The organism is Phytoactinopolyspora halotolerans (genome assembly GCF_010550675.1).
GTDB classification, from domain to species: Bacteria; Actinomycetota; Actinomycetes; order Jiangellales; family Jiangellaceae; genus Phytoactinopolyspora; species Phytoactinopolyspora halotolerans.
In genome coordinates this window covers 306,793-325,975 of the sequence record NZ_JAAGOA010000004.1, presented here as the reverse complement: position 1 = coordinate 325,975, position 19,183 = coordinate 306,793, and the positions used below count along the sequence as shown (strand labels likewise).

14 protein-coding genes are annotated in these 19,183 nt (G+C 69.3%); 12 read left to right on the top strand and 2 right to left on the bottom strand.

Going from position 1 to position 19,183, the window contains the following annotated elements; genetic code table 11:
• Window positions 1-8: 8 nt before the first annotated feature.
• The gene (locus G1H10_RS07920; protein WP_163735169.1) at window positions 9-596 is read right to left on the bottom strand and encodes a dienelactone hydrolase family protein; all 588 of its coding nucleotides are present in this window, start codon (window positions 594-596) and stop codon (window positions 9-11) included.
• 212 nt (window positions 597-808) lie between these two features.
• On the opposite strand from G1H10_RS07920, the gene G1H10_RS07915 reads away from it, so the two are divergent.
• A complete protein-coding gene (locus G1H10_RS07915) occupies window positions 809-1,258 on the top strand; it encodes an NUDIX domain-containing protein (RefSeq protein ID WP_163735167.1) in 450 nt (149 codons plus the stop codon).
• A 395-nt stretch (window positions 1,259-1,653) separates the two neighbouring features.
• Here the strand turns inward: G1H10_RS07915 and G1H10_RS07910 are convergent, their stop codons facing one another.
• Window positions 1,654-2,298, bottom strand: coding sequence for a nucleotidyltransferase domain-containing protein (locus G1H10_RS07910; RefSeq protein ID WP_163735165.1), 645 nt, complete (start codon window positions 2,296-2,298; stop codon window positions 1,654-1,656).
• A gap of 265 nt (window positions 2,299-2,563) precedes the next feature.
• On the opposite strand from G1H10_RS07910, the gene G1H10_RS07905 reads away from it, so the two are divergent.
• From G1H10_RS07905 to G1H10_RS07855, 11 genes are all read left to right on the top strand, one after another.
• Window positions 2,564-3,667, top strand: coding sequence for a LacI family DNA-binding transcriptional regulator (locus tag G1H10_RS07905; RefSeq protein WP_163735163.1), 1,104 nt, complete (start codon window positions 2,564-2,566; stop codon window positions 3,665-3,667).
• Window positions 3,668-3,687: 20 nt separating this feature from the next.
• The gene (locus G1H10_RS07900) at window positions 3,688-4,608 is read left to right on the top strand and encodes an ABC transporter permease (RefSeq protein ID WP_246219311.1); all 921 of its coding nucleotides are present in this window, start codon (window positions 3,688-3,690) and stop codon (window positions 4,606-4,608) included.
• Window positions 4,605-5,513 (top strand): ABC transporter permease, encoded by a 909-nt coding sequence (locus G1H10_RS07895; RefSeq protein WP_163735156.1) that lies wholly within the window; start codon window positions 4,605-4,607, stop codon window positions 5,511-5,513. Before G1H10_RS07900 ends, G1H10_RS07895 begins: the two co-directional genes overlap by 4 nt.
• On the top strand, window positions 5,510-6,670 hold the full coding sequence (locus tag G1H10_RS07890; RefSeq protein WP_163735154.1) for an ABC transporter ATP-binding protein: 1,161 nt from the start codon (window positions 5,510-5,512) through the stop codon (window positions 6,668-6,670). Before G1H10_RS07895 ends, G1H10_RS07890 begins: the two co-directional genes overlap by 4 nt.
• A complete protein-coding gene (locus G1H10_RS07885; RefSeq protein ID WP_163735152.1) occupies window positions 6,667-7,476 on the top strand; it encodes an ATP-binding cassette domain-containing protein in 810 nt (269 codons plus the stop codon). The genes G1H10_RS07890 and G1H10_RS07885 overlap by 4 nt, the downstream gene beginning before the upstream one ends.
• Window positions 7,477-7,583: 107 nt before the next feature.
• The gene (locus G1H10_RS07880) at window positions 7,584-9,182 is read left to right on the top strand and encodes an ABC transporter substrate-binding protein (protein WP_163735149.1); all 1,599 of its coding nucleotides are present in this window, start codon (window positions 7,584-7,586) and stop codon (window positions 9,180-9,182) included.
• 53 nt (window positions 9,183-9,235) lie between these two features.
• Window positions 9,236-11,482, top strand: coding sequence for an MGH1-like glycoside hydrolase domain-containing protein (locus tag G1H10_RS07875; protein WP_163735146.1), 2,247 nt, complete (start codon window positions 9,236-9,238; stop codon window positions 11,480-11,482).
• Between the two features lie 291 nt (window positions 11,483-11,773).
• Window positions 11,774-13,369 (top strand): FAD-dependent oxidoreductase, encoded by a 1,596-nt coding sequence (locus G1H10_RS07870; protein ID WP_163735412.1) that lies wholly within the window; start codon window positions 11,774-11,776, stop codon window positions 13,367-13,369.
• A 2-nt stretch (window positions 13,370-13,371) separates the two neighbouring features.
• Window positions 13,372-14,520, top strand: a complete 1,149-nt coding sequence (locus G1H10_RS07865) for a dihydrodipicolinate synthase family protein (protein ID WP_163735143.1) — start codon at window positions 13,372-13,374, stop codon at window positions 14,518-14,520.
• A gap of 177 nt (window positions 14,521-14,697) precedes the next feature.
• A complete protein-coding gene (locus G1H10_RS07860; RefSeq protein ID WP_163735140.1) occupies window positions 14,698-16,428 on the top strand; it encodes an exo-alpha-sialidase in 1,731 nt (576 codons plus the stop codon).
• Window positions 16,429-16,508: 80 nt separating this feature from the next.
• The gene (locus G1H10_RS07855) at window positions 16,509-19,016 is read left to right on the top strand and encodes a golvesin C-terminal-like domain-containing protein (RefSeq protein ID WP_163735138.1); all 2,508 of its coding nucleotides are present in this window, start codon (window positions 16,509-16,511) and stop codon (window positions 19,014-19,016) included.
• Window positions 19,017-19,183: the final 167 nt, after the last annotated feature.

Genomic DNA, 19,183 nt, shown 5'->3' with positions numbered 1-19,183 from the left:
TCGCCGGATCAGTTGACCTGATCGAGGAACTCTCGGGAACGCTGCACCACCAGCGCGGTGGCCTCGGGGTCGTGCGACGGCAGCGAGCTGTCGGTGAACAGGTGCTGATCCCCCGGGTACGTGAACAGGGTGGCCAGCTCCGATCCGACTGTGGCAACCAGTTCCCGGGCGGCGTCGATATCGCCTTCCAACGCGAAGAACGGGTCCTTGTCCATGCCATGGATCTGCACCGGCACACCGTCCGGCCACGGCCCGAACGCCCATTCGCCGGTGATAGGGATGCAGGATTCGTAAAGCAGTGCGCCGCGCGCACCGGGACGCGTCTGTGCGAGCCGCTGCGCCGAAACCGCACCGAGGGAGAAGCCGGCAAACACCAGCTGTTCGGGCAGGTCAGCCACGAACCGATCGGCACGTTCCCGGACCTTGCCACCGAGCCCCTCCGCGAACGCCACACCCTCGTCGATCGACGTCGGGCGCTCACCGTCGAACAGGTCAGGCGTATGCACCGTGTGCCCACCCGCTCGCAGTTCGTCGGCGAACGCGCGCACGCCATCGGTGAGGCCCTGAACATGGTGGAACAGCACAACTTCAGCCATCACATAACTCCTCATCGTCCTCGCGCGAGCGATCAAGTCACGGGCAATGCCCGATCTCTTCACCGACAGGATTCACGCAACGTCGACCCCGCCGGACACGCCTGACTGTAGACCGGAATCCGGACGCTTTGCGTCCTGTACCGATCGATCTCACCGCCGTCCCCGTCAACCGGCGAGATGCCGAGGGTGTTCGATACCAGTAGCGTTGCCGTGTGCACTTCACGGAATATGACACTCGCCTCGCCGCCTACGCTGTCATCGTGGACGACGCCGATCGGGTACTGCTCACGTGGTTCAACAGCAAGGGAGGTGCGGATCCGGCCTGGTTATTGCCCGGCGGTGGCGTCGAGTATGACGAGTCCCTCGAGGAGGCCGTCCGCCGTGAGGTGCTGGAGGAGACGGGCTACGCGGTGGCGGTCGGCGCTCCACTGACGACGCATAGCTTCACCGGGTCGGAGAGTCGACACACCGGCCGGCCCTTCAAGTCGGTTCGAGTCTTCTTCGCAGCCACGATCGTCGGCGGCGCGCTAGGTACGACGGAGGTCGGCGGCTCAACGGACTTCGCGGAGTGGATCCCCGTGGCAGACGTCGCCAGCCAAGCAGCCCGGGCGGACATCGTCGACATCGGCCTGGCTGCAGCGACAGACAAGGCTCATGGCTGACTGACGCTGCGGCACAGCGGCACGACCGATTGCTCTCTAAGACGTTCCGCAGCCACTTCGCGGCATGGTGCGGCGTCATTCGTCGTTGCGCAACCGCGCACCCGCACGGCGAGCGGCGGTAAGTGCACATTCCGCAGATTGAATGAGCTGACTGGCTTCACCCACACCGATAGGCATCGTCTCGTAGTGTGCCTGCGTCTTCCTGCGGATAAGCCTCCGCAACTGCGACGCCACCGCCTTGCCATCCGGACCCGCCTTGCTGACGTGCATAGCGGCCTGCTCGTGCGGCCCGTTCGAGAGCCTTGCGAGCCGTCCGTAAATACTCTTCCGCTCTCGCCAAGTGAGCACGGGCGCCACGAACGTCGAGCGGCCTGACGTCCGCTCCAGTCCGCCGGTCACGCGCCATCATCAGGCCGAACTTCTTTGCCCGTCACCATCCCGTGACGGATAAGATCGCCGAGCCGCTGACCCGCCAGCACGACGCCCTCCTCGCGGATACTGCGCCACAGCGGCTCATCCACACGCTCCGGCAATTCGTCAGCCTCGACCACGATGTCGGCAACCGGGTTACCTGCCAGCTCAGCGACAGAATCGAGCCATTCCGACACGGCGTTCTGCCACTGCAGGTCGTCGGTGCGGGCACGCGGCGCGACAGTCAAGACATCGATATCGCTGTCCGCGGTTGCCGTGCCGCGGGCGAAGGACCCAAAGACCACCAGGCTCAACGGCTCCGGAGATATCCGCGTGGCGGACTCGCGCATGCCGGCCAGCACGACGTCGCGCAGACTGGCAAGCGATCGCAACCAGACGGAAGCGGCGCTCTCAGTCAAGTCGAGCAAATGACTACGCCCGGCCAGCTGACGTCGGACAATACCCAGCCGCTCAAGTCTCTCTGCGTGACGCGCCGCCTGAGGATGAGTTACGCCTGCACGCTCGGCGAGCTGACGCAGTGTCAACGGCTGGTTAGTGTGCGTAAGTACCGATAGCACCGCACCGTTGACGCCCGGCAACAGTGCCCGGACCGGATCCAGATAGTCCACGACAGATCTGTCCGGGAATCTGACCCGGGTCACAAGCCGAGCTATGCCCTCATTGGCTCCGCAATTGGGCAGGTACATCCTCGTCAAGCTGTAGCGCCATGCCCTCATCCCCTCAGGCTCTCCGTGGCCACGTTGAGGCGAGAGCGGCGGGGCGCGTCGGACAGCGGAGCCATCCGTTGCGGCGCCGAGGGTCTTGACGGCGGCCGAAATGTGTCGTTAACGTGTTCGCCACCGAGCACTTCATACGTATTAAGGACATCATTAGATGGCATCTCCGGGACGACGCCGCCGGCCGACGCAGGTCGACATCGCTCGACATGCGGGCGTGTCGCAGGCTACGGTCTCGCTGGTCATCAGCGGTGGACCGGCCAGCGACCAGGTCGCCGAGGCGACGCGGCAAGCCGTCCTCGCCGCCGCCGAGGAGCTCGGATACTCCGCCAATGCGGCCGCGCGCAGTCTCAAGGGCGGGCGCAACCACCTACTCGGCCTCTATACGTTCGAGCCGGTGTTCCCGGTCGACCAGCGCGACTTCTACTATCCGTTCCTGCTCGGCGTCGAGGAGGAGACCGCGCAGCAGGGCTATGACCTGCTGCTGTTCAGCTCGGCCGGTTCCGGCGGCGACCGTCGCATCTACGCCCGCGGCGCCAACCGGCTCAAGGTCGCCGACGGCTGCGTCCTGCTCGGTCGCCACCTGCATCGCGACGACCTCGCCCACCTCGTACAGGAAGACTTCCCGTTCGTCTTCATCGGACGACGCGAGGTCCCCGGCGCCGAACTGTCCTACGTGGCCGTCGACTATGCCGCCGCCACCCGCGAGCTTGTGCAGACCCTCGCCCGGCTCGGCCACCGCACCATGCTGTATCTCCAGGTCACCGGCGGCGACGAGCCGACCCGCGACCGCGAGGCCGGCTACCGGCAAGGGCTGAGTGACGCCGGGATCAGCGTCGACGAGTCGCTGATCCATCCGCTCCGCTCCCCCGCCGATCTGACACCCGGCACGGTTCAGACGTGGCTCGACGCCGGCGTCACCGCCGTCCTCGTCGAGCCCACCGAGGACGACTCCACCGTCGTGGCCGTCGAGGACGCCGTCACCCGGGCCGGCCTTCGCATCCCTGAGGACATCTCCGTCGCCTTGCTCGGTGATCCTCCGCTGAGCGACGCCACCGCCCGGGACTGGACTCGTTTCACGCTTCCCCGCACCGACATGGGCCGCCAGGCCGTCCGGCTGCTACTCGACCTGCTCGACGATCCGAACGACGACGCGCGCCAGCTGCTCGTCCCGGCCGACCAGGTCACCGGCGAGACGATCGCCGCCCCGCCGTCCACGATCGTCGACGACCAGGTCGGCCACGGCCAGACGGGCGGTTGATGATCATGGGAACCGTGCAGATGATCGCCCGGCGGCTGTTGCTCGGCGTGTTCGTCATGTGGGGCTGCGTCACGCTGATCTTCGTCATCGTCCGGCTCGCACCCGGTGATCAGGCCACCCTCTCCCTCGGCCCGGACGCCACCGCCGACGAGATCGAAGCCGCCCGTGAACGGTTCGGCGTCAACGACCCGCTGCTGCTCCAGTACGTCAGCTATATCGGGCGGGCGCTCAGATTCGACTTCGGCGACTCGTACCGGCTCGGCCAGCCCGCCATGGAGGCAGTCCTGGACCGTTTTCCGGCCACCATCCAGCTCGCCCTGTCCGCGATGGCGATCGCCGTCGTCGTCGGGCTCATCCTCGGATGCGTCGCCGGCGGACGGCCCAACGGCCTGGTCGACCGGGTCGTCTCCGGCGTGTCGATCAGCCTGCAGTCGTTCCCGACGTTCTGGGTCGGCATCATGCTGATCCTGCTGTTCGCACTGAATCTACGCGTCCTGCCGAGCGCCGGATCCGGTTCTCTGTCCCACCTCGTGTTGCCGGCCGTGACCCTGTCACTGCCGCAGGTGGCCATCGTCGCCCGGCTCACTCGCAGCAGCCTGGCCGAATCGATGCAGGACGCCTATGTGCAGACGGCCCGGTCCAAGGGCCTGACCGAACCGCAGGTGCTCCTCGGCCATGTGCTGAAGAACTCGCTGATCCCGGTGGTCACCATCATCGGCCTGCAGACCGGCGTGCTGCTCGGCGGCTCCGTCGTCGTGGAGAACGTGTTCGCCTGGCCTGGGCTTGGCTCGCTCATCGTCGACTCGGTGTCGGCCCGCGACTACTCGGTCGTCCAGGCTGCCGCCCTGCTGATCGCGGCCGTCGTCGTCGTGCTCAATCTGCTGGCCGATCTGACCTATGCCCGACTGGACCCGCGCATCCGGGTGGAGGCGAAAGCATGACCGACACCGTGCTCGCCGAGCGGGCCGCGCCGACGCCACGATCCGCGACGATCGACGCCGACCTGCCGCGCCGCCCACGACGCCTCGGACGGATCCTGCGATACGTCCCGCACGGCATCATCGCCGTCTACATCGTCGTCGCCGCCGTCGGTCCGCTCGTCGTCGATTACGACCCGCTGGCCACGTCCGTCACCGACCGGCTGCTCTCCCCCGGATCGACGACGTCGGACGGCGGCACCGCGTGGCTCGGCACCGACGGCGTCGGCCGCGACATCCTGGACCAAGTCGTTCTCGGCGCACGCACGTCGATGGTGATCGCGGTCCTGACCGTCGCCGCTGCCGGGACGTTCGGTGTGATCGTTGGCCTGATCGCCGGGTACGTGGGCGGCTGGGCGGATGCGTCGATCGCCCGGCTCATCGACATCCTGGTCGCCTTCCCGGGCATCCTGCTGGCGATCGTCATCGCCGGGCTGTTCCGCCCGGGCATCCTGATCGTCGTTCTGGCGCTGTCCGCCGTCGGGTGGATCTCGTTCGCCCGGGTGGTACGCGGGGCGTCACTGTCGCTGCGGGAGCGGGACTGGGTGAACGCCGCGCGGGTGATGGCCGTGCCGCGTCGTTCCATCCTCGGCCGCCATGTGCTGCCGTTCGTCGTCGGACCCGTGGTGGCCATGGCGACGCTGGAGTTCGCGCTGGTGGTGCTGGCTGAGGCGGGGTTGAGCTTCCTCGGCATCGGGCTTCCGTCGACGTCCGTCTCGTGGGGTCAGACCATCGCCGACGGCAAGGAGTACCTGGAACTCGCGCCATGGATCTCCGCGTTTCCGGGCGTCGCCCTCGCCGTCCTGGTGATCTGCGTCGGCCTCGTCGGCGATCAGCTCACCGCACGCTACGGAGGGAATCGACGATGAGAACGGGACCCGGCGACACCGGCGCCGACGTGGCGAGCCAGCGTAGCGGCGCCGACGTGGCGAACGAGCGTAGCGGCGACGGTCCGCTGCTGGACGTCCGCGACCTCGATGTCTTCCTGCCGGCCCCGTCCGGCCCGGTGCGGATCATCGATCGGGTCTCATTCACGGTCGATGCCGGCCGCACCACGGGCCTGATCGGCGAGTCCGGCAGCGGCAAGACGATGACCGCGATGGCGGTGATCGGTCTGCTCCCGCAGGGCGCGGTCACCCGGGGCGGGTTGTGGTGGCGTGGAGAGAACCTGCTCACCGCCGGCCCGCGCCGTCGTCGCCGGGTCCGTGGCCGGGAGATCGCGATGATCTTCCAAGACCCGCTGGCCAGCTTGAATCCGAGCCAGACCGTCGGGCGTCAGGTCACCGAGATCCCGCGGCGCGACGGCATGTCGCGCCGCGAGCTCACCGCCACCGCCGCCGAGCTGCTGGGACGGGTCGGCATACCGGAGCCGGCGCGGCGCGCGTCGAACTACCCGCACCAGTTCTCCGGCGGGATGCGGCAGCGGGCGATGACGGCGCTCGCGCTGGCCGGCAAGCCGCGGCTGATCCTCGCCGACGAGCCCACCACCGCTCTGGACGTCACGGTGCAGGCACGCATCCTGGACATGCTGCGGAACCTGCGCGAGCAGGAGAACACCGCGATGGTGCTGGTCAGCCACGATCTGCGGGTGATGGCGCACGTCGCCGACGATCTCGTGGTGATGTATGCGGGACGGGTCTGCGAGCGCGGCCCGGCCCGGGATCTGCTCCGGCGCCCGCTGCATCCCTACACGAAAGCCCTGGTGGAAAGCGTCCCCGCGGTCCACACCAAGACGGCTATCGCCGCACCGCTGCCGGGCTCGCCGGCCAACCCGGCACAACGGCCGAGTGGTTGCGCGTTCCATCCGCGCTGCCCGCTGACCCGCGTCATGGCAGACGACGGGGCCGCGGCGCACGAGCGCTGCCGGACCGAGGAACCCGAGGTGCTCGAGGTCGCGCCCGGCCGCTGGAGCGGGTGTCACTTCGCAGGAGTCCTGCACGACGAACGCTCGAGTACGCGCGTGGCAGGACGCAACGGGACCGGGCCGGATACCGCGACGACGACCGAGGAGGAGGAGCGGCCATGACCGAGCACCCGACCGGGTTGTCCATCCGGGACCTGCGCGTCACCTTCGGTGGCGGCCGCCGGCTTCTCGGCGCCGGGGCTCCGCCGGTCACGGCGGTCGCCGGTGTCGATCTGGACGTGGCGCCGGACGAGACGGTAGCCGTGGTGGGCGAGTCCGGCTCCGGCAAGACGACGGTTGCGCGCTGCGTGGTGGGTCTGGTGCGGCCGGACTCGGGCACGCTCAGCTACGACGGAACGCCGCTGGGCCCGGTGCGCGGACGCCCGGCCGAGATCCAGCGCGCGATCCAGATGGTCTTCCAGGACCCGCGGTCGTCGCTGAACCCGCGGATGACCGCCGGAGCCATCATCCGCGAGGCGTGGCAGGCGCATCCGGCGGCGGCGCCGGCCGGCGATCAGCATGCCGCCGTGCGGGACCTGCTCGAGGAGGTCGGGCTGGACGGTGGCGTCGCGCGGCGCCGCCCGGCCGAGCTCTCCGGTGGTCAGTGCCAGCGGATCAGCATCGCCCGTGCGCTCGCGCTGCGCCCGAGGCTGCTGGTCTGCGATGAGGCGGTCTCCGCGCTCGACGTCTCGGTGCAGGCCCAGATCCTGCGCCTGCTGGTGGATCTCACACGTGAACACGGCCTGTCGCTGTTGTTCATCTCGCACGACCTCGGCGTCGTCCGGCAGATCGCCGACCGCATCGCGGTGATGCGTAGCGGCGAGATCGTCGAGACGGCCGCGACCGAGGATCTCTACCGCAGTCCGCAACACCCGTACACCCGCATGCTGCTCGATGCCGCGCTGGATCTGGAGGTGGCAGAGACCTAGCAGCACCCCACGACGGTGCACGTCCGAGTAGACCGCTTCCACACAGCTCGCCGGCCTCGGCCGCGCCCACGACTTAATACGTACCAACCCATCGATTGGAGACGACGATGTCGCACCATCGCATCCACCGCCGCCTGGCCGTCTTGCTCGGCGCGGCGGCCCTGCTCGCCACCGCCTGCGGCGGCGACGACGGCGGCACGAACGACGACGCCGGCAACAACGGCAATGGCGAGAACACCAGCGAGAACGAGGGAGACGACGCCAACAGCGGCGACGACAACGGTGACAACGGCGGTGGCGACGGCGGCGGCATCGTCACGGTAGCCAGCCAGCGGCCGATCACCACCCTCGACCCGCACGGGGACATGGGCGCCGACCTGGGCACGCAGCTTGCCGGGCGGGCGATCTTCGAGCGGCTGGTGGGTGCCACCGACGAGGGCTACGAACCCGAGCTGGCCGCCGAGTGGACCGTCTCGGACGACGCCACCGAGTGGGAGTTCACGCTGCGCGAGTCGACGTTCTCCGACGGCACACCGGTCACCTCCGCCGACGTCGTCGCATCGATCGAGCGCATCCAGGAGCTGGAGGGTCCGGTCTCGGGCAACGTCGCCGGACTGGAGCTGGAGGCGCCGGACGACTCGACGGTCGTGTTCACGTCGGAAGCGGGCAACCCGGCGCTGCTCGGACAGCTCGCCAACGTCTGGATCGTCCCCGCCGCACATCTCGACGACGAGGGCTTCTTCGCCGACCCCATCGGGTCCGGTCCGTACACCGTCGACAGTTTCACACCAGAAGGCACTCTGGCGCTGAGCCCGAATCCGGACTATTGGGGCGGCGAGCCGGCCGTCGACGGACTGGAGATCGAGTTCATCCCGGAGATCGCCGCACGCATGACCGCGCTGCGCACCGGCGAGGTGGACCTGACCTGGGGTGTCCCGGACGATCAGGTACCCGCGCTGGAGAGTGAGGGCGGTCTGGTGCTGGAGACCATCCCGAGCAACGCGACCTACACCATGTGGATCAACTCCAGCCGAGACGCGTTCGCCGACGCCGAGGTCCGTCGGGCGCTCTGGCAGGCGGTGAACTTCGAGGAGATCATCGAGGCGCTGCACCCGGAGACCGGTGAGCTGGCCGACTCGATCATCGCGCCGCCGGTGCTCGGGTACTCCCCGCAGGATCCGGTCGCGTACGACCCGGAGGCGGCGCGGGCAGCGCTGGAGGACGCCGGGTTCGACTTCGATGCGACCTATGAGCTTCAGCTGCGCGGTGAGGAGTTCCGCGAGTTCGCCCAGGCGGTCTCCTCCGAGCTGCGTGCGATCGGCGTCCAGGTGGAACCGGTGGAGAAGGAGCCGGGCGTCTGGCTGGAGGATCTACTGGCGCTGAACTGGGACATCAACCTGCAGTCGGTGTCGGTGCCGTCGCTGGACGCGGCCACCAACGTCGGCCGGCTGTACCCGTGCGCCGCGGAGCGGACCGGCTACTGCAACGAGGAGGTCGACCGGCTGCTGGCCGAGGCCGACTCGGTCGCCGACCGCGAGCAGCGCGAAGAGCTCTACGCGCAAGCGATCGAGATCATCTGGAACGACGCCGTCGGCATGTTCCCGATGTTCCCGCAGGTCGTCTACGCCTACCAGGACGGGCTCACCGGGGTCGACCTCGACCCGTCGTCCGTGCCCGGATTCGCCGGCCTCAGCTACGGAGACTGACCCGTGATCGTGAACGATCAGACCGACCACAGTACGGCCAAGGATTGATGATCATGGGATACCGACCTCAGCCGGCCGGGTGGAACACGTGGGACGTGCAGTACCACACCGGCTCGGCGCACCTACCCAGCGGCGTGCGGCTCCGGTTCGCGCTGGCCGGCGCCGACGGGACGGTCGCCGACACGTTCACCTGGCGGCATGGCCTGGAACGGCTCGGTCACCACACCGTGGACGGCCGCTACGCCCAGGTGAGGGTCGCGGCGCTGGACACCACCCTGGACCTCCAGTTCGCCGGAGGGGGCGACGTGCTCGACGCCGTCGCCTCCGCGGCCGGCGACACACCCGCGGATCTCGTGGTGATCGTCGATCGGATGCCCGGGTTCGACGGCGCCCTGACCTTCGACGTCGCCGATGGCCGGCGCGTCGTACGCATCCTGGTGGCCGGGCAGCCATGGCGGCTGGCCGTCACCGCGCCGGTCACCAGTGTGGACACCAGCGACGACGGCGTCCTCCGGCTCACGTTCGCCGCCGCGGACGCCGACCCGCTGTGCGTGCACGTCGGGCAGGCCGACGAGGAGCCACTCACGGCGCCGGCGATCATGCAGCACGTAGCCTCGGCTCGGGGCGACGCGGTGGCCACCCGGATGCGCACCGGCGGCTGGCTGGGCAACGCGGGTGACGCGTATACGCGCTCGGTCACCTGGAACACCATCTACGCGCCCGACATCGACCGCGTCTTAACCCCGACCTCTCGCGACTTCGTCTGCGCCGAACGCGAGGGCTTCTACGGACGCTGGGCGTTGCACGTCTGGGACACGTTCTTCACTGGGCTGGTGGCCGGCTGGATCGACTCGTCGTACGCGCTCGGGATCTTCCGGCAGATCCTCGACCAGGCCGACGAGCGCGGCATGCTGCCCAACCGGGTCTCCGACGAACGCGGCCGCACCGACGACCGTTCGCAGTCGCCGGTGGGCGGGATCACCGTGCTCAAGGCGTACCTGGGCAGCGGGCTGTCGGACGAGACCCGCGACCGGCAGCTCCTGGAGGGCTGCTACGACGACCTGCTGCGCTGGCATCGCTGGTGGCCGTCGGCGCGGCGCGGGCCGTTCGGCCTGCTGGCCTGGGGTTCGGACCCGATCGAGGGCGATCCGGACTCGCAGAACCTGGAGATCCTGATCGACCGGACCAAGCGTGAGGGTCTCGACGACTCCCCCATGTACGACGAGGTCACCTGGGATCCACAGACGCACACCCAGAACCTCGCCGACGTCGGCTTGAACGGGCTGCACGTCGCCGACGCCGAGGCGGTCGCCGCCATCGCCGAGCTACTCGGCGATGCGTCCACGGCACAGGAACTGCGCACGCAGGCCGAGTCAGCACGGGCTGAGATCAACCGGCTGCTCTGGGACGCCGAGCACGGCGAGTACCGGAACCGGTGGGCCGGCGGCGAGTTCTCCGAGCACATCGCGCCCACCATGCTCTACCCGCTGCTCGGCGATGTGCCGGACGCCGAGCAGGCACGATCGCTGGTCGATCATCTGCTCTCGCCCGACGTCCTGGGCGGCAAGCCGCCGCTGCCAAGCGTGGCGCGGAACGACTCCGGGTTCAACACCCGGTACTGGCGCGGCCGGGTGTGGGCGCCGATGGCGTACCTGGCCGTGGAAGGTCTGCGTCGTGGCGGGTTCGAACGGGAGGCCCGGGAGGCCGTCGAGTCGCTGCTGGAGCTGTTCCTCGATGAGTGGGATCGGCATAGCCACGTGCGCGAGAACTACCCGATCCAGCCGGGTGAGGACGTCCGGCCGCTGGCGGCCCGATCCGACGGGCTGATGTCGTGGGGTTCGCTGCTGGCGCTGCTCGCTTTCCAGGAGATCGCCGACCCGCGACCAGAGGGCTGGCGGTTCGCCCATCCGGGCACACCAGCTGAGCTGGCCGGGATCGTACTCGGCGAGGGACGGCTCACGGTGCGGGCGGAGGAGAGGTTGACCGTCGCTCTCCACGACGACGCCGGCCGTGACGACGCCCCGGGTGACGACATCGGAGGGGCGACGACACTGCTGGACACGGATCCGCACGTCGTCGTGACGGCATACCAGCGCACGACGTCTCGTGTGGTCGGCGTGGCCACGGCGCACGGATCGCCGGGCCGGGTGCTCGTCGCGCCGCCGCCGGAGGCCACGGAAACGGTGCAGGTCACCATCGACAGCACATCAGTCGTTCGCTCCGTCCGTCGTGCGCAGCTGGTGGAGATCGACCTTCCGTCCGCCGGCACTCCCACCGCGTTCCGTCTGGTCACCCCATGAAACGCCACCCCACCGACTTTGCAATGCACACATATACGCAACGGACGGGCCGGATAGCACCAAGCTTCCACGCAACCCAGCCGCTACGACACCAAGGCTCCACGGAACCGCCTCGGCGACACCAAGCCTCCACGTTGCCAGCCGCCACGACACCAAGCTTCCACGGAACCGCCTCGGCGACACCAAGCCTCCACGTTGCCAGCCGGTCAAGGAGGGTGATGCGTCCGTGTGTGCATTGCAAAGGGAGCGCGAGGAGAAGAGGAAGTACCACACGTGAGTAGTGAACAGGTGATCTCGACCGACCTGCTGGTCGTAGGCGGAGGTGTCGGTGGCGTCGCCGCCGCCCTCGCGGCGCTGCGGCGCGGACGGTCCGTCGTCGTCACGGAAGTGACCGATTGGCTAGGCGGCCAGCTGACCAGCCAGGGAGTCCCACCCGACGAACACCCGTGGATCGAGCGGTTCGGCTGCACACGTTCCTATCGCCGGTTCCGCGACGCCGTCCGCGACTACTACCGCACCTGGTACCCGCTGACCAGCGCCGCCCGCGCGGACGTCGAGCTCAACCCCGGCCAGGGCCGGGTGAGCAGACTCTGCCACGAGCCGCGCGTGGCCGCGTCGGTGATCGAAAGCATGGTGGCGCCGTACCTCTCCGCCGGCCGGCTGCGCGTGTTCTTCCAGTACCGGCCCGTCGGCGCGGACGTCGACGGTGACACCGTCACCGCGGTGCGGCTGCGCGGGCCCGGCGACGAGACGCTCGTCGTCGACGCGCCGTACATCCTGGACGCCACGGAGGAGGGCGACCTGCTGCCGCTGGCCGAGGCCGAGCACGTGACCGGGTTCGAATCCTCCGCCGACACCGGCGAACCGAGCGCGCCCGCCGTCGCACAGCCGGCGAACATGCAGGCGTTCTCCTGGGTCTTCGCGGTGGAGCATCGCGACGGCGAGGACCACACCATCGACAAGCCGGAGCAGTACGGATTTTGGCAGAGCTACCGTCCGCCGTACTGGCCCGACCAGCTGCTCAGCCTCACCGCGCCAGACCCGCGCACGCTCGAGCCGTACACCCGCACGTTCGTGCCACACGGGCACACCGGCCCGGTGATCGCAGACCAGAGCCTGGACGCCGGCGACAAGGACCTTTGGCTGTTCCGCCGGATCGTCTGCCGGGACCTCTTCGAGCCTGGATTCGTCGCCAGCGACGTGACGCTCGTCAACTGGCCGATGATCGACTACCTGCCCGGGCCGATCATCGGCGTCTCCGATGACGAGCGCGCCGAGCACCTGCAGGGCGGGCGGCAGCTGTCGCTGAGCATGCTGTACTGGCTGCAGACCGAGGCACCCCGCCCGGACGGCGGGACCGGCTGGCCCGGGCTGCGGCTGCGCCCGGACGTGATGGGCACCGACGACGGCCTCGCCAAGGCTCCGTACATCCGCGAGTCGCGCCGGATCAAGGCCCAGTACACGGTGGTGGAACAGGATCTCTCGCTGGCGGTGCGTAGCCAGCGGGGCGCCGTCGCCTACCCGGACTCGGTCGGGGTGGGGATGTACCGCATCGACCTGCACCCGTCGACCGGCGGCGACAACTACATCGACGTCGCCAACAGCCCATTCCAGATCCCGCTGGGCGCGCTGCTGCCGGTACGGCTACGCAATCTGCTGCCGGCGTCGAAGAACATCGGCACCACGCACATCACCAACGGCTGCTACCGGTTGCACCCGGTGGAGTGGAACATCGGCGAGGTCGCCGGTGCGCTGGCCGCGCATTGCCTCTCGCGCGGGTTGGTGCCCGCGCAGGTGCGCGCGGACGAGTCGCGGCTGGCGGCGTTCCAGAACGAGCTGGTCCAGGACGGCTTCGAGCTGGCCTGGCCCGAGGTGAAGGGCTACTGAAGATGGCGACGACCGGCAAGGAACTTCTGCGCGGCGTCACGGTGCCCCTGGTGACACCGATGGACGCCCCTGGCGAACCACGCACCGCCGTCGGCTCCGGTGCGGAACTGCTGACGGCGATGCGTGACGCCGGGGTGGACGCGTTGATGCTGCTCGGCAGCAACGGAGAAGGACCACTGCTGCCGACCGACGCGATCGGCGCGTTCACGGTCGAGACCGCCACGCTCTGGCGCGAGTCACACGACACAACGCACGAGCGCCCGCGTACCGCTACACACGACTCCTCGCACACCGCAACACACGACTCCTCGCACACCGCAACCCACGACCAGGATGGTCCCTCCGTCGCCGGCCCGGTACTGGTCAACATCACGGCGGCGGGCACGGCTGAGGTGATGGACCGTGCGGAGGCGGTCCTTCCGGCGTCGCCCGACGCCCTCGTGCTCAGCCCGCCGATCTACTTCCACCACCGCGACGACGAGATCGTCGCCCACTACGCCGCCTGCGCTGAACTCGGGATTCCCGTCGTCGCCTACAACGCACCGAAATACAGCAACCCGATCACGCCCCAGGTATTCCACGCGCTGCTGGAGATGGAGCACGTCGTCGGGATCAAGGACAGCTCAGGCGACCTCGACATGCTGCGGCATATGGTCAAGACCGCGCACGCGCGACGTCCCGACTTCGGCGTGGGGCAAGGGGCCGAGGGTGCCCTGGCGGACGGTCTGCGCGGCGGCGCCGACGGCATCGTTCCGGGCATCGCCAACATCGCCCCGGACGTCGCCGTCGCTCTGCATCGAGCATGGTGCGCTGAGTCGTCGCCAGAAACCGGTTCACCGTCACGCTCGGACGTGCACTCAGCGCACCATGCACAAGCAACCGGCGCACCATGCGCGGACGGGGACGCGGCCGAGGACGCGGCCGAGGACAACGGCGACGTGTCGGCGGATGCGTGGCAGACCGTCGTCGACCAGCTCTGCGGCATCCACCGCATCCGGCCCGGGGTGCCCACGATCAAGGCGATCCTCGACGAGCGCGGCCTCTGCCCACCGCACGTCGCACCGCCGCTGCTGCCGTGCACACCGGACGAGCGCACCGCACTCGCGGAGTACCTCCGCCCGCACGAGAGCAACCTGATCCGGCGGCGGTGATCGCCCCGCGGCCGAAGCAACCGACGACGACGCACCGCACGCACACCGGCAACGCACACGAGCACAGGGACACCGCTGCGGCACACAGCGCACCACCCGCGGACAGCCCCACAAGGAAGGACCGGCCAACCCCGTCGACGAGCACGCGACCCGGCAGACGATCTGGAGGCATCAGCAGTGTACGCACAGCCCGATCCCCGTCCCCGAGAGTCCGAAACGAACCCCCGACCAGCACAGATCAGTCGTCGCACGTTCGCACTCGGCGCGGGCACCGCCATGGCCGCGGCGCTCGCGTCCGGGCCGCCGGCCCGCGCCACGGCCGCTTCTCCCGGGAACTCGACGGGCGGCGGCGCAGACGTGGCCGAGTCCGTCGTCTTCGAGGCCGGCGAGGACGGCCTGGAGGTATTCCACGTCTTCGGCTTGACCGCGACGCCGGCCGGAACCGTTCTGGCGTTCGCCGAAGGCCGGATCACCCAGCACGACGCCGACCCGCACCATATCGCCTGCCGGCGCAGCACCGACGGCGGGCGCACCTGGGGTGAGCTGCGCTACGTCCGCCGCTCCGACGGGACTCAGTCGTTCGTCAACCCGACGCCGGTGGTGGACACCACCACCGGCCGCGTCCATCTCTTCCATGCCGAGTGCTTCCGTGATCCGGGCAACACCGGCGGGTCACCAGACCGATCCCGCGTGTACGTCGTCACCAGCGACGACGACGGCCGCACCTGGTCTGATCCGACGGACGTGACGTCGCTGTTCGACGAGAATCCGCACGAGTGGACACTGCATATGCCCGGTCCCGGACATGGCACCCAGCTCAGCGACGGCCGGCTGCTGATGCCGGTCTGGCACCGTCGCGCGATCGCGTACCCGGTCCCTGAGCGCAGGTACGGCGTCTCCGTCGTCGTGCTGGATCCAGGCGCCGAGACGTGGCACGCCGCCGGCGGCGTCCCCCTCGACGGTGCGTATCCGGTCAACGAGTCACGCGTCGTGGAGCGACCTGATGGTTCGATCGCGCTGTTCGGCCGGTACGCCGCCGGCGGTATCCATCCGCGCATCGTCTCCGTCAGCACCGATGGCGGCCGCACCTGGTCTGATCCGGTGCTCGACGCCGCCGCCCGTCCCGTCAACGCGGTCGACACCGGCGTGACTCGCATCTCTGGCGGCCCCGGCAGCGACGCACCCAGCCGGATCGCGTTCAGCCGGCCGGACTCACCGCGGCGGCGCAACCTCACTGTCTCGATCTCCTACGACGAAGGCGCGAGCTGGCCGTTCAACAAGGTGCTGACGGACGGGCCGGCGTCGTACTCGGACATCGTCGCGCTGCCGGGCGGTCGCATCGGCGTGCTGTACGGCCGCGATCACGCCGACGGCGTGACACCCAGCTTCTCGCGCACGATCGCCTTCGCCACGTTCGACGTGGCCTGGCTGACCGACGGTACGGACACCCCACGTTCCGGACCGCCGGTGCGGCTCTCCGCCGAATTCGAGGACCTGCCGTTCCTCGCGGGGCCCCGGACCGATCTCGCGGCGAACGTCGTCGAGGACGCGGCGGCAAGCGGCGGACGGCGGGTGGAGTTGGCCGCCGCCGACTACGGCGACTATGTCGAGGCACCCGTCGACGTCGAGCACACGGCGCACTACGACGTGTATGTCCGGTTCCGGCATCTGCCCAACGGCGGCGTGGTAGCGGTGACGATCGACGGTGAGCGCATCGGCGGCACGGTAGACACGTCGACGGTGTCCGTCCGGTCGTTCAAGACCGAGCATCTGGGCGGCATGCGGCTACGTCGCGGACAGCACACCGTGCGCCTGAGCGCCGTCGACAAGCACGTCGACTCCTCGGGGCTGCGCATCAGTCCCGACCTGATCACTCTGATCGCCCGAGACGGCGCCACCTCCTCATGATCATCGAGCATTTGAGGTGTGTGAACACCCCGAATCCTCGATGATCATGGCCGCCGCCAGCTGAAGGAAGGGGCAACACCATGGTCGACAGGAGACTCGCGGTCAGACGACGCGCCCCCGCGTCCGTGCTGTTCACGGTCGCACTCGCCACCACCGCCGTCGTAACCGGCACGTCATCCACCGCCGCACTCCCCACCGCCGCGCAGCACGCGTCGACGGACGACGGCGCCCACGGCAGGTTCGACGAGACGACACTCTGGGACCCCGAGACCGGCGAGCACGAGAATTACCACGTCCACGGACTGGCCGTGACACCCGACGACACGATCCTGGCCTTCACCGAAGGTCGCTACGCGCTCTCCGACGGCGGACCGAAGGACATCCTGCTGCGCCGCAGCACCGACGGCGGGGACACGTGGGAGCCGAGCCGGACCATCGTCTCGTCCGGCGGCCGCACCTGGAGCAACCCGACCGCGCTCGTCGACGACGAGACCGGTGAGGCCTTCCTGTTCTACCAGGGTCCCTCCGGTGCGGACATCTCGGTGATCAGCAGCCACGATTCCGGCGCCACGTGGAGCGACCCGACCAGCCTGAGTCACCTCTTCCCCGACGACAACCCGCACGGATGGATCCTCAACGGTCCGGGACCAGGTCACGGCATCCAGTTCGACTGTGCGTCGTCGGCAGAACCGCACTCAGACCGGCCCGGCCGCGCAGCACCACCGCACGTCCCGGCAGCAGAGCGGGTCGCGCCTCCCCCGTGTGGAAGGCTGATCTTGCCGGTCCTGCACCGCCGCTCGGTGCAGCTGCCCGCACCGGAGCGCCACTACGGCGTCGACACCCTGTATAGCGACGACCACGGCAGAACCTGGCAGCGCGGCGGCGCCGTCCCGGTCTCCCCCGACTACCCGATCAATGAGAGCCGCATCTACCAGCGCCGCGACGGTGCGATCGTCGTCAACGGCCGAGCCGCCGCCGGCGGGCACCGGTTCCGGATCTCGTCGGTGAGTCATGACGGCGGCCTGACGTGGTCGGAGCCGGTGCTGGAGCCTGCCACGGGTCGGTACACCGCTGTCGACTCGAGCGTCGTCGGCGTCGACGGGCCCGACGGCGTACGGCGCACGCTGCACAGCCGTCCCGACTCCGCCCGGAGGGAGAACCTCACCGTCGCGGTGAGTTACGACGACGGCTTCACCTACCGGTACGAGAAGACCGTCAACCCCGGCCCGTCGTACTACTCTGACCTGGCCACGCTCTCCGACGGGACGGTCGTCGCCCTGTACGGCCGCGACGGGGACGTCCTCGCCTACCCGCAACGTGTCGCGCTGGCCCGGTTCGATCTGGCGTGGCTCACCGACGGCCGCGACAACGGCACGGGCGACGGGGACGGGACCGGCGACGGCGACGGTCCTGGGATCACCGAGCACACGATCGAACTCGGCGTGCCCGGCGCCCGCACCGGAGCACCGCGCCGACCACGCGTCCTCGACGACGCCAACGCTCGCGGCGGCATGGCGCTGACCTACGACGCGACCACTCCCGGAGACTACGTCGAGGTGCCCTTCCGGCTCACGCGCGATCCGGGCGAGTTCGAGCTCGCCGTCCGGCTGGGCCGGTCCGCGGATGTCGGCACGGTTCAGGTCAGCGTCGACGGCGAGGACCTGGAGGCCGGGCTGATCGATCCGGCGATCGGCACCGGTCAGGCGTACCAGACGTACCAGCTCGGCATGGTGGAACTCGCCCCTGGGCCACACCGGATCCGGTTCACCGTCGTCGATCAGGGGCATCTGGGCGGCGCCTCGGTCGTCGCGGACGAGTTGACCTTGATCGACGCGGGCGGGGCCACGAGCGACCTCATACGCGACGTGGTCGTCGACGACGAGTCGGTGGGTGCGTTCGAACGGGCCGGCACGTGGGGCCGGGCCACAGGTCAGGAGGGCCATCCGTACTACGGCGTCAGCTACCGCTCCGCCCCAGCCGGCACCGGCGACCGTACCGCGACCTGGCGCCCCGATGTGCCCGCCACCGGCGACTACAACGTGCTGGTCTGGTATGTCTCGCACCCGAACCGCGCCGGGGACGCGCCCTACACCGTCAACCACGCGGACGGCAGCACCAGGGTCGAGGTCGACCAGCGCGGGCAGGCCCGCAGCCTCACCGACGCCGGCCGGCCCGGCGTCTGGGTGGACCTCGGCACGTTCCGGTTCGACGCGGGCAGCGCCGCCACCGTCGAGCTCAGCAACGACGCGGGCGGATACGTCATCGCTGATGCCGTCACCCTGACCCAGGATCCGGTTCCCTCGGCGCCGACCGACGTCCGGGCGGAGGTGGCGTCGTCGTCGAGCATCGACATCACCTGGATGCCGAGCGAACACGCCACCGGTTACCACGTCGAGCGCCGGCCGGCCGGCGACGGTCCATGGGAGTTCGCGGGCGAGGTGCCCGGCGACGCCACATCGTTCACCAGCGCTGGACTCTCCCCCGACACCACCTACCAGCATCGCGTCTACGCCGTCTCCGAGACCGAATCAGGTCGCCCGCCGTTCGGAAGCAGCGCCTCCGACCCCGTCGAGGCCACCACAAGATGACAACACCACTCCGCCCTTTGCAATGCACACATATACGCACCGGTGCGTATATGTGTGCATTGCAAAGGACCACCAGGGGAGCCTCGCGGCGGCACCCAACGGGTCGACGGACGATCGACCGAGCAACCGACCGAGCGTCCGATCAAGCAAACGACCGCCGGAAGTCC